The sequence below is a fragment of the Gammaproteobacteria bacterium genome, assembly GCA_022340215.1.
Lineage (GTDB): Bacteria > Pseudomonadota > Gammaproteobacteria > JAJDOJ01 > JAJDOJ01 > JAJDOJ01.
Genome location: JAJDOJ010000225.1, coordinates 1 through 15,514, shown reverse-complemented (window position 1 = coordinate 15,514; position 15,514 = coordinate 1). Strand labels below are relative to the sequence as shown.

Sequence of the window (15,514 nt, the reverse complement as noted above, 5' to 3'; positions counted from 1 at the left end):
GGCGGCTTTACGGATCTTTTCCGCCCTGACGGCGTTGGATTCGACTTGCAATGGGGCGGCATTGCGCATCGAATCCGCCTTGTCAGGACGAAAAATCCCTCGAAAATCCACTCGCCCAGATAAATGTCAACAGAGCCTAGGATTCCAGTTTGCGAGCAGCTATCCGGGCGGAACCTTCCTTGCCAGCCCGCCGGCCTGCGGGTCCTGCGCCACTGCGCTGCGCGGGCTATCGACCCGGAATTCGCCACGCGGCGTTTTTTTCCACCAGTTTTCGTGACGGAAATCGGCGGCATCACGCGCGTAAGGCACGTAGGTCCCGCCCCGCAGGAAACCCCATCCCTTGAACCTTGGTCCGTGCAGAAACAGCGTCCAGGCCTCGGGTCCATCCAGCAGGACCCGGTGGAAATCCTCACCCCGGATTACGTTCAGGCTGGGGGGGCGAACCCGGCGGATCACCGTGGTACGGGGTTCTCCACCCACCAGTCGCAGTTCGCGATATCCACCGCTCAATACCAGGCTCACGGCGTGTCGCCACGGGTGGTCGTGCACGCCGCGATCGGGGTCCGACGCCACGAAGCGGTGAAGATACACGCACCAGCCAAAGGCACCCGCGACATAGTACCGTTCCAGATACGGCTGCCCGTCGTCACCGTCTATCCGGCGGCCCGGAAGGTGGCGCGAGATCCTCTTCAGTAGTCCTGATATCATCGTTAGGACGGCTCCCCCCAGAACGCATCGGAGTTCTTACTTCTGACGTTACAAATGTATCACGTGGTATGACGAAATGCGCCAGGATGGGGTCGGACGTGTCGGTGATGCATACGGCACCAACGACGAACGCCTGGTCGAGTTCGAGAAACAGTACGACGCCGAGAACCGGTTCCGACTCAACGTCAGAGAATCAAGTGAACGGACGGTGGCCGTTCGCGTGGCTCAGCTATCCTCGGGGACCAGCGTAGTGAAACCTCCCAACTGCCACATCTGCATACCGCCGCGATAGTAATACAGCTTTTCCGGCGGATAACCCAGTTCCAGCAGGGCTCGGATCGCAGTCGGCGACTGGCCGCACCAGGCGCCGTTGCAGAACAGCAGCAGCTCCTTGGCATCGGTGAAATCCCAATTGCCCTTTACCTGTCTGGCGCCGAACAGTTTCTCCCAGAACCCCACGGCGTCCTCTCCCGAGGTCGCCTTGACGTTAAACAGCTTCATCGCCTCATCCAGTTTCGCCGGGTCGCCCTTCTCCCTGTCGAACACGGTAAAAGGCACACTCACCGAACCGGGAATCGTACCCTTCTTGTGCCAGGAAGGAACGCGCGCATCCACGATCAGCCCCGTACCGGAAGAATACTGATAGCGCATGAAATTGATCACCTCCACCTCGCCAACGGTGGCCACGCCCGGGGCCACCTCCATCGGTTGAAAGCAGAACGGCGGGCACTTGCGGGAGGTCTTGGTGAAGCCGCCGACCAGTTTGTGTTCTTGATCCTGTATACGCATCACCCGGACCTGCTTACCCTGGTACTGGACGGTGATAAAGGGGATGTTTGCGGTGATTTTGACCTCGATGTCCGCGGCGATTGCACTACCGCTTATCAGTGCCGACAGATACATGCAGGCCATAGCCGAAATGATGCTTTTCACGATCAAAGTCTCCTATAGGGTTCGACTCGCAATGTCCGGCCCGAACTCAGGCACACACGGGGTGGGCAATCACCGTGAACGACCACGGGAACGTTTCAGGACTTCCAGTGAAACCTTGCTGATACTCAAGGTTTCGCGGTAGATCTCGAGTACCTCCTCCTGATCACCCGGATCCAGACCTGAATACAATCTGGCAGTCGTCGGCATCTTTTCCTTCAGTGCTTCCTGCAGGTCCTCGCTCGAAACTTGTTGCACCGATGTCTCATCCACGAAGGCACCGCCTTCCTCCACCTCTTCCGTCAAGGCATCCAGGTAGTCGTCTCCGGAGACCGGCATGCTGGTCGCGATCGCCAGCCCTGCCCCCAGCAGCATGAAACGCCAGCGTCCGTATTGATCTGTGCTTAACGGCATTTTCCCTCCATTCTCAATGGAAGTCCGGCATTCGTACTTGGTCTGTAGGGCGCCCGCACACGGCCGCGGGAATGGATGATCGTCTTGACTGGGGGAGCCTGTGTGGCGTCAACGCTTCAGCGAGAGTGTCCGGACTCGCTACGCACCGCCTGTCGACGTCGTGATTCTGTAGTTGATTCACGCCTGCTTTCGACATCGCCATAGTGATTCGTCACCCGGTGTCGACAAAGGCGTTGGGACGCACAATAACAGGCAGGCTTCCCCGGCTAACCGAGTCGCGGAAGAATCCGATTCCGTCGTGCAGACAATTCAGATAGCCCACCCTGAATATAGTCGATAGTAGAAAAATTCCAATCTCAGAGGACCTGATCTCGGCCCCGCGGTCTACTTGTAGAGGTCTGGCGAAAGACCTCGGGAATTCAATCGGAGAGCAGACTGGCTCGCACGACACCCGGCTGTCACTCCTCCCGGAAACTGCCGCCGAACAATGCCGCCCTTTCACCGCGCCCGCCGGAAGGCGATCCCTGACGTCGCGATGCGTTCCGTGATTCGACGGGTTTGCGCCGGACAGGTTTCTTCGCGGCCTTTGACGAGGTGGGACCGGTACGGTTGAGATCCGCCCCGGAACCCTTGCCGGCGACAACGGATCCGCCGGCTGTTGACCTGCCCCGCCTCTGATCCCTGCCATATGCTTCCGGCTGTGAACGCCCCCCGCCAGACCTGCCGTTCTGAATCGGCTCCGCCGGTATGTCCGGATCCGGTTCGTAACCCTTCAGCACGACCCTGGGGATCTCACGCTTCAGCAGCCGTTCAATGTCGCGCAACAGCTTATGCTCATCGACGCACACCAGGGAGATCGCCTTGCCCTCGTTACCGGCGCGACCGGTGCGCCCAATGCGGTGCACATAGTCCTCCGGTACGTTGGGAAGTTCATAGTTCACCACGTGAGGCAGCTGATCGATGTCCAGTCCCCGCGCCGCAATATCGGTGGCGACCAGCACACGAATGTCCCCGCGCTTGAACCCGGCCAACGCACGGGTGCGCGCTGCCTGACTCTTGTTGCCATGGATAGCGGCCGCACTCAGGCCGTCCTGCTCCAGTTGCTTGGCCAGACGGTTGGCGCCGTGCTTGGTCCGCGTGAAGACCAGTACCTGGCGCCAGTTGCGCGACCCGATCCTGTGGCTCAGCAATTCCCGCTTGCGGTGCCTGTCAACCGGGTGCACGACCTGTTCGATACGCTCGGCGGCGGTATTGCGACGCGCCACCTCGATCAGTTCGGGACGGTTGAGCAGACGGTCGGCGAGTCGTTTGATCTCGTCCGAGAAAGTGGCGGAGAACAGCAGGTTCTGACGCGCCCCGTTCTCCGGCAGCAGTGCGAGCACCCTGCGGATATCGTGGATGAAGCCCATGTCCAGCATGCGGTCGGCCTCGTCGAGAACGAGGATCTCGATCCGCGAAAGGTCTACCGTCCCCTGACCCGCGTGGTCCAGCAGGCGGCCCGGCGTGGCCACCAGTATATCGACGCCGCGGCGAAGCGCCTCGAACTGCGGATTGATCTTGACCCCGCCGAAGATCACCGTCGATCGCAGTGGCAGATGGCGCCCGTAGGTCGCCACGCTGTCGCCGACCTGGGCCGCCAGCTCCCGCGTCGGGGTGAGGACCAGGGCCCGAACCGGGCGCCGGCCGTTCCTGTTCCTGATGGGGCCGGCGTTCAGACGCTGCAGCAACGGCAGCGTAAAACCGGCCGTCTTGCCGGTACCGGTCTGCGCGCCTCCCATCACGTCCCGGCCTTTGAGGATGGCGGGGATCGCCTTGCGCTGGATCGGTGTGGGTTGACTGTAACCCTGCTCGCGAACCGCGCGCAGGAGTTCGACCGAAAGGCCGAGGGAATCGAAGGACATTGAAATATATACTCTGCTCTTGCCGTCCCGGCGACGGCTTTACCGATACGCGCCGTGACGGACTGGATGGGGGGAATATTATGCAAGCGGGAGGCCCCTGCAGGGGCCGTACTGCTCAGCGGTATCTCCGGTGAGCCCTTAGGGTCCGGACGATGTGCACCAACCGGAGAGGCCGCAGTCTAACAGAATCCCGGCTACCCGTCTGTTTTCTTGTGCCTTTTCGGTTTGTGTCCGGTTTTCGTTCCCTTTCTTGCGGGTTGATCCAGTCGGGAGATCCCGAGTCGCTGGCCACACACCCAGGCCTTCCCGAGATCCCGATAGATGTCTTTCGGCATGCCCGCGGGAAGGTCGACCAGGCTGAAGTCCGTATGGATATCGATATGCCCGATGTACATGGCATCGATCCCCGCCTCGTTGGCGATGGCGCCGACGATATTGCCGGGCTTGACGTTGTGCTGATGCCCGACCTCGATGCGGAACCGTTCCATACCCCTGGCGGGCCGGGACATCGGTTTTTTCTCACGCGGCTTGCCACGTTCACTGCCTTGGCGGGGGCCATCCTTGACCTGGGCAGGCCTGTCCTTGTCCGGCTTCAGCAACCACTGCCGATCGCCGATGGAGATCTTCGCCAGCGCCGCGGCGATCTCCATCGCCGGGACATCGTGCTCGCGCTGATACTGTTCCAGCAGGCCCTGCAGGAAATCCAGTTCGCCGGCGGCAAGCGTATCGCTGATGCCCTGTTTGAAATCGGCGATACGCTTGTTGTTGACCATCTCGGTCGACGGCAATTCCAGCGGCTCGATCTTCTGCCGCGTCGCCTTCTCGATGGCATGGAGCAATCGCCGTTCCCGCGGTGCGACGAACAGGATGGCGTCACCCGACCTGCCTGCCCGACCGGTGCGACCGATACGATGGATATAGGCCTCGGTGTCATACGGAATATCGTAGTTGACCACATGGCTGATTCGTTGCACGTCCAGCCCCCGGGCGGCAACATCGGTGGCGACCAGGATTTCGAGTGAGCCCCGCTTCAGACGTTCGACCGTCTGCTCGCGGTGTTTCTGGGGCATATCGCCGTTCAGCGCCGCTGCCGCGTATCCCCGGGCCTCCAGCCGCTCGGCCAGTTCCGTCGTGGCCGAGCGGGTACGGACGAACATCAGCAGGGCGTCGAAGGGCTCCACCTCCAGGATCCTCGTCAGTGCATCGAGCTTGTGCACCCCGCTGACCATCCAGTAGCGCTGACGAATGGTGTCGGCTGCAGCGCTGCGCGCCTCGATAGCGATCTCTCTTGGGTCGCGTAGATGACGCCGGGCGATGCGCCGGATCTCTTTCGGCATGGTCGCCGAAAACAGCGCCGTCTGTCGTTGCTCGGGCGTCTGTTCCAGGATCCACTCGACATCGTCGATGAATCCCATTCTCAGCATCTCGTCGGCCTCGTCCAGCACCAGCGCCTGCAGGGCATCCAGGCTGAGTGTGCCCCTGCGCATGTGATCCATCACCCTGCCCGGCGTCCCCACAACGACATGTACACCCCGCTTGAGGTGACGGATCTGTCCGCCGTAATCCTGACCGCCGTAGATCGGCAACACATGGAACCCTCTAATGTGCGAGGCATAACGCTGGAAGGCCTCGGCCACCTGTATCGCCAGTTCCCGCGTCGGCGTAAGAACCATCACCTGGACCTGCCGCCGATCGACGGACAACCTCGAGAGCAGGGGCAAGGCGAAGGCAGCGGTCTTGCCGGTGCCGGTGGGGGCATGTCCCAGCAGGTCCAGTCCTTCCAGCAGAGGGGGAATGGTCTGCGCCTGGATCGGCGAGGGGTCTTCGTAGCCGACCTCATCGAGCGCGGCCAGCAATGTGTCGGGCAGCTTCAGACCGCTGAAGCCCGGGGTGGAGAGATTGGCATTCGACATCGATAATTCCTGGTGGGCGGCGTGCCCGGGTCACGGGCATCACCGGTAGCGCAGTATACTGCCCTCCTACCGGTCGCGCCTTCAACAAACGGACAGACCACTGTGCAGAGCCAGAAGCACCATGCCAATCCCGTCGCCATGGCCGTAACCAGGGGAAACGGACAGATCCGCCAGGTCAACAGATACATGGAGACCCTGTTCGGGTACTCGGACAACGAGCTGGTCGGCGTGTCGTTTTTTGACTTGATCCACAGGGACGACCGCCACCGTTACAGTCGGCTTTGTGAGGCCAGTCGCGATGGACCGCTCGAGCGGCAAGAGGATACCGGTGTTGAGGTCCTTGCGTTACGCAGGGACGGGAGCGAGATCCGTATTCTCATCAACGCGCTTGCCCTTGAGACAGCCGAAGGTCCTCTCTTTGTGCATGCAGTCAGGGAGCTTTCCGACAGAATGGCAGCGGGAGATAAAACACGGAATTCGATGCGCTCCCACATCGAAGCGAAAACGGCAGCAAACGAAGTTTCCAGGCATTCCGGGAACGAGCTGGAAACGATACTCAACAACGTGCCGACCTACATCTTCTATAAAGATACAAACAACACCATTCTCAGGGCCAACAAGGCCGCCGCCGATTCCCTCGGTATGACACCGGACGAGATGAAGGGCCGCCCCAGTCACCAATTCTACCCCGAACACGCCGATCGCTATTACGCGGACGACCTGGAGGTCATCCAATCCGGCAGACCGAAGATGGGAATCGTGGAGCCCCTCAAAGTCAGTCGCAATCAAATCCGGTGGATCGAGACCAGCAAGATTCCGATACGCAATGACAGCGGAGAGGTCACCGGCATTCTGGTGCTTGGCTCGGATATCACGCAGCGCAAGCTGGCGGAGCAGACCCTGCGCAAAGCGAAGGACGAGGCCGAGCAGGCGAACACGGCCAAGTCACGATTTCTCGCTGCCGCGAGTCACGACCTGCGGCAACCGTTGCAGGCAATCAGCCTGCTGACGGCGTCGTTGTCCAAAAAGCTTGACGATCCACGGACGCAAGAGAATCTGCATGAACTGAAGAGCGCCGTTATCGCCATGCGCGATCTCCTGGATACCTACCTGGATATCAGCAAACTGGATAGCGGCATCATTCAGCCAGAGATCACTGACTGTCGGATTGAGGCGCTGTTCAACAGCATGCGACTCCATTTCCAACGACAGGCGAAAGAAAAGGGGATCATCCTGCGAGTAATTCCCCGCACTGCAATGGTTCGTAGCGATCCCACCTTGCTGGAACAACTCGTACGGAACTTCGTTGACAACGCGATACGGTACACCCCTTCCGGAAAGGTATTGCTTGGGTGTCGCCGTCGCGGATCAAGTGTGCGCATCGAGGTCTGGGACACCGGAGTCGGGATTCCAGACGATCAACTCGAGAGGATCTTCGAGGACTTCTATCAACTCGACAATCCTGCCCGTGACCGGCGCAAGGGTCTGGGACTGGGATTGGCGATATCGAAACGCGTTGCGAACCAGCTTAACCACAAGATCGATGTCCGTTCGCGGCTGGACAAAGGTTCCTGTTTCAGCATCGAGGTGCCCGTCGCGCACGTTTCCGGAAAACGCCGGGACAAGCGTGAATCCCGACCACAAATGGCTCATCGGGAGAACCTGCAGGTCTTGCTGGTTGATGATGACCCGGCGGTGCGGAACTCTACCCGCCTGTTCCTGGAGGTCTGTGGTTTCAGGGTTGATACCGCCGCTTGCGGACCGGACGCGTTGGCTCGAATGTCATCGAACCCGAACCAGCCGGACATTATCGTCGCTGACTATCTTCTGCCGCAGGGGGATACCGGAGATCGGGTGATTCAGAAGGTTCGCCGCAAGGCCGGCCGTGAGATTCCCGCCATACTGCTCACCGGAGACGTCGCTCACATGCAGCCGAACCACCCGGGGCTGAATCGCTGCCGGTTCCTGTTCAAACCCGTCGACCCCGATGATCTGGTACGCCTGATCAATCAATCCTGCTGATCGTCGATGCGGCCCGTCGCAGGCCTCGCTCCAGCGGCGTTCGGAATCGACTCATGCAGGGCAATCGCCTAAATGTCCGCCAGCGACCTTCTGACCGGAATACGAAACCGGTATAAATGCACGCATCCTAACCTTCTGCCGGCGGTATTGTGCGGTGGGTCCACCCGACAATCTACTCCGGTTTCACGGCTCCCGCTTGTACGGCGACGGCTCCCGGACGATCCTCCCCGGTTACGGGATGCCCGGGAAACTTCCGTATTTCTTCCCGGTTCATCGCGAACTTCCAATGCTGGAACACCGGATGCTCCCGATAGGCCTTGTCCGCGACGTATCGCAACACGCCGGCAAGACGGAAGAATTGAATCACGGAGTCGACTCGGAAGACCTCTTTCCCATCGAGATCGAAAAAGATCAGCGTCGGCGTGTAGAAGAGTTTCAGTTCCGCGGCCCACAGTGCTGGCGTCACACGGCGTCCATCCGGCGTCAGCACCGGAGTACGCCGGTCGCGCACATTCAACTGTGCAACATCGAAAACTTTCAGCCGTCTGCGCACCACGGGATCCTGCAGCGGTTCACTGTGCAGCACGTCGCAGGCGTGGCATGCTGGCTGTTCAAAGAACACGGCCAGTGGCTGACTGGCCGGGAAATGTCGGCGATCCAGTGCAAAGGGAGGGCTCATGAACAAGGGGTCGCCGTTCAGAGCCTCATCGTCGAACAAGGGTGGGGGATTGGCCTGTGCCAGGTAGTCACCAAACGGCATGGTCTGGTAATGACCATCGGCCACATATTCCAGCGCGGCCCTGATCTCGTAGGCGGGATAGAATCCCCGCAAGCTCAGCGCCTTCTGACGATCCCTGCCGAAGAATATCAGTGTCGGCGTGAACTGCGCGTCCTCGCGAATGGAGTATTCCTTCGCCGTGAGCGTCTCTCCATCCGGGGCTGTCAGCTCCCGAACGTCGTGTATGCTCAGACCCACCACGTCGAAGTGACGGATCAGATACTCGACGAGATCGACCCGGGCCAGCGGTTTTTCCATAAGCGCCTTGCAGTAGGCGCAATGCGCCTGGCCGAAATAGACGATCAGCCCGGACTTTCCATTCTCGAGCGCCTCGTCCAGGTCCTCGTCCAGGTTGAGAAAGCTCTGCTTGAACCACTCGGGGAGACTACCGTCGTAGTCGGTGGGACGGTCATCGAAAGAATAGATTTTTTCCGTATCCTCGGTTGTCGCCGAAGCGCTCCCGAGGGGAAAACACTGCAAGGCCATCAAGGCCAGTACCTCGATGAATACACCTCGATTCATCCGTCGTTGCCCCTGCTTTCAGTTGGCTTGGCGAACGGGAAAACGGACCCGCCTGGCCAGGTCTGCACGATCACCCGCCGCTTTGTCGCCGAACACTTTCGATCGCCTTGTCCCGACGCCAGCGCTGTAACTGGGCGTCCTTCGTGTAGGCACGCTCGAGCACCAGTTGCAGGGTTCCCTCCATGCGAAAGCGTTGCGTTTCCGAATCGAGTCGCATGACCTCCCTGCCCCGCTCGTCGAAGAAGAGGACGGCCGGAAGGTAACTGAGATCCAGCCGTCGATACCAACCCCTTGGCGTTTCCTTTTCGCCACCCGGCGTAACGACACGCCCGTCTTCATCACCGGCGTCCAGTTGAACGGCCTCGAACTCACCGATCAGTCTGCGGACCGACCTGTCCTGCATTACGCGACGGTGGAACCGCTCACAGGCATCGCACCCCGGGTGCTCGAAGACGACGAGCAGGGGCCTTTGCGCCGGCATGATGCTGCGATCGAGCATGTAGGGCGGCCTCGTGAACAGTTCATCCGCGATGATGGGACGGTTGCCGCGGTCGATTCGGGATGAAGACGCCGCCAGGTAATCCCGAAAATGCTGGTTCAGGTAGGCACGGGTCTCGAGGTAGTCCAGCACCCGGCGAAACCGCTCGGGCGGGTAGTAGCCGACGATCCGCAACAGGACACGACCCTCTTCGCCCAGAAAGATCAGGGTGGGGGTAAAGCTCGCTCGGTTCAACGTCACGAACTCCTTCATGCGCACCTGCTCGCCCTCCACGGTTGTCAGTTCGCTGTCATCGAATATATCGAGTCCAATGACGTCGAAGCCGGCTGTCAGGCGACTGCGGATCTCAGGATCCTCGAGCGAGCGGTCCATAAAGGCCTTGCAGTAGCTGCACCGTGAGGCGCTGATGAAAAGCGCGATGCCCTGTTTGCCTGCGTCGATCGCATCGGCGAGATCCTCCCGCAGATCCAGAAAGCTGGTCTTGAACCACTCGGGAAACGTCACATCGACGAATACGTCCTCTGCAAAATCGGCACCGGATTTGCCGGAGGCCGGTACTGTCCGTGCATTGTCCAATTGTGCTTCGAGCCGCGCGGCAAGCGCACGATGGCCCCCGCGCAATGCCCAGTCTCTCACCGAGGCCCCCTGATAATCCTTCATGTCCAGTCGCGCCCCGGCACCGCGAAGCATCTTAGTGCTGTCTTCCCGCCCCGCCGCGGCCGCAAGCATCAGGGGCGTGACACCACCGGTATCCTGCGCATTGGGATTCGCGCCCGCCTCGAGCAGCAGCTTGATAATATCGGGATCCCCCCTCACCGCCAGGTGCAGGGACGTCTCACCAGACCGGTTCCTGCGATCAGGGTCCGCGCCGGCGTCCAGCAACACCTCGACGGAGCCTACACGGCGTTCCCTGACGGCCAACATCAGCGGGCTTTCGCCGGTAGGGTCGTGCCGTTCCTGAGCGGTATGCTCCAGGAGCGCCGCATCCCCCGCCGCTGCAAACTGTCCCGCACGGCCGGCGTCCGGAACCGGGTCCGCAAGCGCATCCGTCACCGGCAACGGGACCAGAAAGCACGTGATCGCTATCGCGCTGACTGCGCGCGAATCAATTCCCAGGCGGAGGAAACGGGTTGCGACGGCTATCGAATCACGCATGTGTGACCTCTGTCTGTGCCGGACTCGTGAGTGTTCCCCATCCATCGGCGGATTCCCAAGCCACGACTTGGATCGAGCCAGTGCCGGCTCAACATAGTCAGCAGCGCGGCGCAGATTGAGAAAATTGGGCCTGTAGTTTTCATGCTAGTCTCATCGGTGAGCCGTCTTCCGTGACGGCCCCAAGCCTGAAGCAACCTCTCACCGACTATGAAAGCGCAACTCGCCTCAGTTGTCCCCACGAAACCCTCGCGTTTCTCCGTTGTTTTACTTTCGAACGGAAGATCAACAGCTTAGGAGACCTGTCCGGCATGGAAGACAGCGACCAGATCAGGTCACTGACGGATCGCCCTCCGTTTTTCCTGGGGGAAGCCCGGGTCGATCCACCGGTGTTGCGGATCGCGCGCGACGGGAAAAACCAGCGGGTCGAGGCAAAGGTCATGCAGGTCCTGCTAGCACTGGCAAGCGAGCCAGGGCGCGTGGTCTCGCGTCAGGAACTCGAGAACGAGATCTGGCCGGGGCGGATCGTGACCGAGAATTCGGTGACCAATACGGTCGCAAAGCTGCGCAAGGCCCTGGACGACAATCCACGCAAGCCCCGGGTCATCGAAACCATCGCCAAGAGGGGCTACCGCCTGCAGATCGACCCAGTGCCGATCGACGCAAACGTGGCACCCGGGATTTCCCGGGTGACAGAAAAATTCGGCAGCTTGCGGCGACGGCGGCTTTTACTTTTTCTACCCCTGATTGCGGCCGCGTTCGTCGCCGCCGTGTACACCTGGCGATCGGCGGACGAACCCGTGACGACCCGTCCCGGGGAAGACGCAGGCGCACCCATTGCCGTCATACCCTTCGATGTGCTGAGTGAGGACGGATCGCAGGCCTATTTCGCCAAGGGGATCACACTGGACCTGATCGCCGAACTGTCGCGCCTGCCGGGCTTGCTGGTGATCGCACCCGGGAGCGTCTTCGGTTACCGCGACGTTGACGCCGACGATCGTGCGATCGCCTCGGAACTCGGCGTGCATTACCTGATTCGCGGTGCGGTTCAGCGCATGGACGACCAGGTGAGGATCAACGCCCGGTTGATCGAAGCGTCGAGTGGCCGGACCTTGTGGGGCAAACGATTCGTCGGCGATACCGGAAAGCTGTTCGAGATGCAGGACGAGGTCGTCGAGGGCATCTCGACGGCCCTTCGCACGAGGCTGGCCACGCCCGTATTGCCGCTCGCACGCAGTGGCGCGACCCGAAGCATCGCCGCCTACGACGAGTTCCTGCGGGGCCAGGATCGTTATGGACGACGCACCCCCGAGGACAATCGCGTCGCCATGGCACACTTCGAGCAGGCCATCGCGCTGGATCCCGGTTACGCGCGTGCCTATGCCGGTCTGGCGCTCGCCTGGTCGCGTCTGGGGATCGACGGCTGGACCAGCGATGCGGAGGGTGCCTTATCCAGGGCGGCGGAATTCGCGGACAAGGCGGCCTCGATCGACGCAACAGTGCCGCAGATCCACTTCGTGCGCGCCCAGGTGGCACTCTTCCGGGGGCAGCACGATCGTGCTGCCGAGGCGGCGGCGACCGCAATCGAACTGGACCCCAACTATGCCGACGCCTATGCCCTGCTTGCCTGGATCCTTCACTATGCGGGCCGGCCGGACCAGGCGCGGCCGGTGCTGAGTGAAGCATTGCGACGAAACCCCGCCTCGTCCGCCTCTTATGGCGAAATCGCCGGCGAGATCGATTTCGCGACGGGGCAATACCGCGAGGCAGCGCGGGAATTCGAAGCGGCCCTGGAGCGAAATCCGGCGCACGCGCGGGCGCGCCTGTGGCTGGCGGCAACCTGGATCAAACTGGGACGGGAGGAGGACGCCGCGTGGGAAGTGCAGGAGCTGCTCGCAATCAATCCCGACTTTTCCCTGTCGCGGCTGCTGTTTGCCTTCCCGCTCAAGGACCCCCATCAGCGCGATTCGCTGACCGGGGCGCTGGCCGAACTGGGGCTCCCGGAGTGATCCGGAAAGAAATCCGGCTGGGAACGTTTACTGCTCTTCGCCGACGGGAGGCGCCTCTTCAACAACGCCATTCGCTTCGGCGCACTGGAATATCGACGGCATATTCAGCAGGTTGCGCAATTCCGCCATGAACTCGTTCCACACCGTTACGTGTCGTCATTCAGCATACCGGAGAACTCCGGCAGTCCCAGATCGAGTGCCGGGAAAGACGGCGGGGCCGGGAACACTGCCTGGATCGGGCCGAGCACCTTGTTGATAACCGGGTCGAGGATTGAAAAGGCAAGGTCCTCGAGTTTCGACAGACCGATAAAGTCTTTTCCGGCCTGAACGAGCCCCAGCACATCGTTCACCGAATAACACGGGACGCCGGGAATCCCCGTGCAGACCTGTCGGGCCAACGCGGCCTCGATCTCCCGTATCGAAAATTCCGCGAACGCCGGGCATATCAGGCAGCCGACCAGGAGGAAGGCGATCAAACAGAGGGCGTTGATACGGTCCACGTCGTAGCTCCGAAGTGTGGGAAATTCTGTATTCCCACGTTGCACGAACCGCGCCAGAGCCAGAGTCTTCAGAATCAACGCTAAATAACAGCAGGTTAATGACGCTTGAGAAAACGATTCATGGGATGCTCGAAATGAATAGTATGCGATTATCCGACAAATATCGAATTGATTGATACCAATGCAAACGAACCCTTCTTACGACGCGTTCTGGGAGCCTGCAACGCGCGGGGCTTGTCCGCGAGCCAGATAGCGGGTGGTCCCGGAGACCAGCAAAGGGTTGTCCCGGCAGAAGCTCCTATGGACCTGCGGTCCTCCAGCTCGACGTTCTGTTTTACACGAATCACCGTTTTCGATACCTTACCTTTGCTCGTCGAAAAAGACTTTTTGTGGCGCACCCTTTCGCCACAAGGTGAGAAAAGAACCTGCCCAACAGCGATAAATCCATGAAAGCGGGACTGCCAGACACACCAGACATTGATTGAAGAACATCATTTTGAAGAGGAGCATTCAGATGGCTACAAGACTGGAGAAGGAAGAGTATTTGTACAGGCGGGCGATCGATATTATTGAGTCAGCGGATACGGATACCGAAAAGGAGGATTTGTTATTCGAGGAAGTATGGGAACCATTGGCGGTGTTGTATAAAGATCGCATCAAGACCGCAAAAGTAGAGGCGGAATAGAAGCGATAACATCTAGCGTTACCCGGGAACAGGGAAAAGGTTTGGCCGGCGGACCGGAACGAACCAGACAAAAGAATTCCGCCGATGTTTATCCGCGAGCACGGAACCTCAATGGCAAAATGCGGTAGGCGCCGAAGCCCTGATCGGCGTGCTGAACGCTGTTTACGAAGGCGCCCTGGTGATACAGCGAGCAGGCGAGCAGCTCGTGGGCTTCGATCACGCCACTCTGCCGATGGTCCCTCAGACGGGACAGGCAGTCCTCCAATACCGACTGGGTCTTCGGGTATTCACCACGAATCTCGTGGAGTACGTCGACCCCGTAGCGTACGGAGAACCGGCTGGCCTCGTCGCCAAGACGCTCGTAGAGCTCGCTTGCCCGCAGATAGGACGCCTCGGCCTGAGGCGCCTTCCAACCCTGCGTGGCGATGGTCGCCGGCGCGAGCATGGCATGCGGGTCGGCCTCCAGGCGCATGCGTTCCTTGTGCTTCGGGAGCCCGGACAACAGCTCAAGCGCCTGTTCCATGGGCAATCGCCTCCTTGTGGGCACTGAGCCGGAATCCCTGCTCGGCCGCCAGTTTGAGATATTGAACCGCCCTCGCCGAATCGCGGCCGCGCACGAAGTGCAGCGCGAGCTCCGCGGCGTGCTCCGTTGCGACCTCACCCTACCCGGTCTCGAATCGCTCCGCGACCCTGTAGTGCATCCGCGTCCGCTTCGCTGGAGAAATCCGCCCGTAGATTACGTCCTGATAGAGGTTATGCGTAAATGAGAAACTCGCGGTTTCCGTACCGTCTGCCCAATGCTCGGGGCTCCCGGGCGACAGGCAGATACCCCTGTGGGCAAGTTCCGCCAGCTCGTCGTCAGCCGTCTCGATTTCGACCCCGAGAACCGCCGCCGCCTCGAGAACGTCCTGCGCCCGGTCCGGTAGCAGCTCGATCTGTCGTTTCAGGGCGAGGCGCAAGGATTCCGGCACACCGGCGGACAGGGCCTCCAGCGGTCCCACCAGCTCGATGCGATCATCCCGCTCCTTCAGTCGCCCCTCCGAGAACCAGTACGCGACAACGTTCTCCATGAACAGGGGATTACCGCCGGCCCGCAGGTGCAGCCAGCAGGTCGAGGTGGTCGATTGTCGACCCGTCGCTCCACGGCAGATCCTCGAGCTAGAGCACCAGGGGACGGTCCGCTGAGAGCGACTCCAGCGCCCCGACCATCTCGCGCAGCATCCGCAATCTGGCGCTGCTCGGGGCCTTCGCCATCCAGCACAGCGCGATGGCCCGCCCGGCCTTCAAGCGCTGGTGAACACGCATCGTGCCGAATCCGGCCGAGTGCAGCACCTACACCTTCAGAGGACCTGATCTCGGCCCTGCGGTCTTCTTGTAAGGGCCTGGCGAAAAACCTCGGGAATTCAATCGGAAGCAAGCCAACTGCGGCGATTCTGCCGAGCAGCCTTTGGCGGAGGCTTGGATTTTGCGAAGATACCGGT

At 60.7% G+C, this 15,514-nt stretch carries 13 protein-coding genes and 1 pseudogene; 4 read left to right on the top strand and 10 right to left on the bottom strand.

Going from position 1 to position 15,514, the window contains the following annotated elements:
* Positions 1-159 precede the first annotated feature (159 nt).
* The 5 genes from LJE91_15795 to LJE91_15775 form a co-directional block, all read right to left on the bottom strand.
* A complete protein-coding gene (locus tag LJE91_15795; GenBank protein ID MCG6870132.1) occupies positions 160-708 on the bottom strand; it encodes a hypothetical protein in 549 nt (182 codons plus the stop codon).
* A 225-nt stretch (positions 709-933) separates the two neighbouring features.
* Positions 934-1,641, bottom strand: a complete 708-nt coding sequence (locus tag LJE91_15790; GenBank protein MCG6870131.1) for a rhodanese-like domain-containing protein — start codon at positions 1,639-1,641, stop codon at positions 934-936.
* 69 nt (positions 1,642-1,710) lie between these two features.
* Complete coding sequence (locus LJE91_15785) at positions 1,711-2,052, bottom strand: hypothetical protein (protein ID MCG6870130.1); 342 nt, start codon at positions 2,050-2,052, stop codon at positions 1,711-1,713.
* Between the two features lie 458 nt (positions 2,053-2,510).
* Entirely contained in the window at positions 2,511-3,953 is a 1,443-nt protein-coding gene (locus tag LJE91_15780; protein MCG6870129.1) for a DEAD/DEAH box helicase, read from the bottom strand.
* 194 nt (positions 3,954-4,147) lie between these two features.
* Positions 4,148-5,866, bottom strand: a complete 1,719-nt coding sequence (locus LJE91_15775; protein ID MCG6870128.1) for a DEAD/DEAH box helicase — start codon at positions 5,864-5,866, stop codon at positions 4,148-4,150.
* Between the two features lie 102 nt (positions 5,867-5,968).
* On the opposite strand from LJE91_15775, the gene LJE91_15770 reads away from it, so the two are divergent.
* A complete protein-coding gene (locus tag LJE91_15770) occupies positions 5,969-7,888 on the top strand; it encodes a PAS domain S-box protein (protein MCG6870127.1) in 1,920 nt (639 codons plus the stop codon).
* A 172-nt stretch (positions 7,889-8,060) separates the two neighbouring features.
* Here the strand turns inward: LJE91_15770 and LJE91_15765 are convergent, their stop codons facing one another.
* Both LJE91_15765 and LJE91_15760 read right to left on the bottom strand, forming a co-directional pair.
* A complete protein-coding gene (locus LJE91_15765; protein MCG6870126.1) occupies positions 8,061-9,188 on the bottom strand; it encodes a thioredoxin fold domain-containing protein in 1,128 nt (375 codons plus the stop codon).
* A 70-nt stretch (positions 9,189-9,258) separates the two neighbouring features.
* Positions 9,259-10,842: a thioredoxin fold domain-containing protein gene (locus tag LJE91_15760; protein MCG6870125.1), complete on the bottom strand. Its 1,584-nt coding sequence runs from the start codon at positions 10,840-10,842 to the stop codon at positions 9,259-9,261.
* A gap of 308 nt (positions 10,843-11,150) precedes the next feature.
* Between LJE91_15760 and LJE91_15755 the strand changes: the two genes are divergently transcribed.
* Positions 11,151-12,848, top strand: coding sequence for a tetratricopeptide repeat protein (locus LJE91_15755; protein ID MCG6870124.1), 1,698 nt, complete (start codon positions 11,151-11,153; stop codon positions 12,846-12,848).
* Positions 12,849-12,994: 146 nt separating this feature from the next.
* On the opposite strand, the gene LJE91_15750 is transcribed toward LJE91_15755, so the two are convergent.
* Complete coding sequence (locus LJE91_15750; GenBank protein MCG6870123.1) at positions 12,995-13,348, bottom strand: hypothetical protein; 354 nt, start codon at positions 13,346-13,348, stop codon at positions 12,995-12,997.
* A 514-nt stretch (positions 13,349-13,862) separates the two neighbouring features.
* On the opposite strand from LJE91_15750, the gene LJE91_15745 reads away from it, so the two are divergent.
* Complete coding sequence (locus tag LJE91_15745; protein ID MCG6870122.1) at positions 13,863-14,033, top strand: hypothetical protein; 171 nt, start codon at positions 13,863-13,865, stop codon at positions 14,031-14,033.
* Between the two features lie 88 nt (positions 14,034-14,121).
* Here LJE91_15745 and LJE91_15740 read toward each other — a convergent pair whose 3' ends face one another.
* Entirely contained in the window at positions 14,122-14,556 is a 435-nt protein-coding gene (locus LJE91_15740; protein MCG6870121.1) for a hypothetical protein, read from the bottom strand.
* A gap of 139 nt (positions 14,557-14,695) precedes the next feature.
* The gene (locus LJE91_15735; GenBank protein ID MCG6870120.1) at positions 14,696-15,103 is read right to left on the bottom strand and encodes a hypothetical protein; all 408 of its coding nucleotides are present in this window, start codon (positions 15,101-15,103) and stop codon (positions 14,696-14,698) included.
* A 149-nt stretch (positions 15,104-15,252) separates the two neighbouring features.
* Between LJE91_15735 and LJE91_15730 the strand changes: the two are divergent.
* Positions 15,253-15,327: pseudogene (locus LJE91_15730) on the top strand (isoprenylcysteine carboxylmethyltransferase family protein).
* Positions 15,328-15,514: the final 187 nt, after the last annotated feature.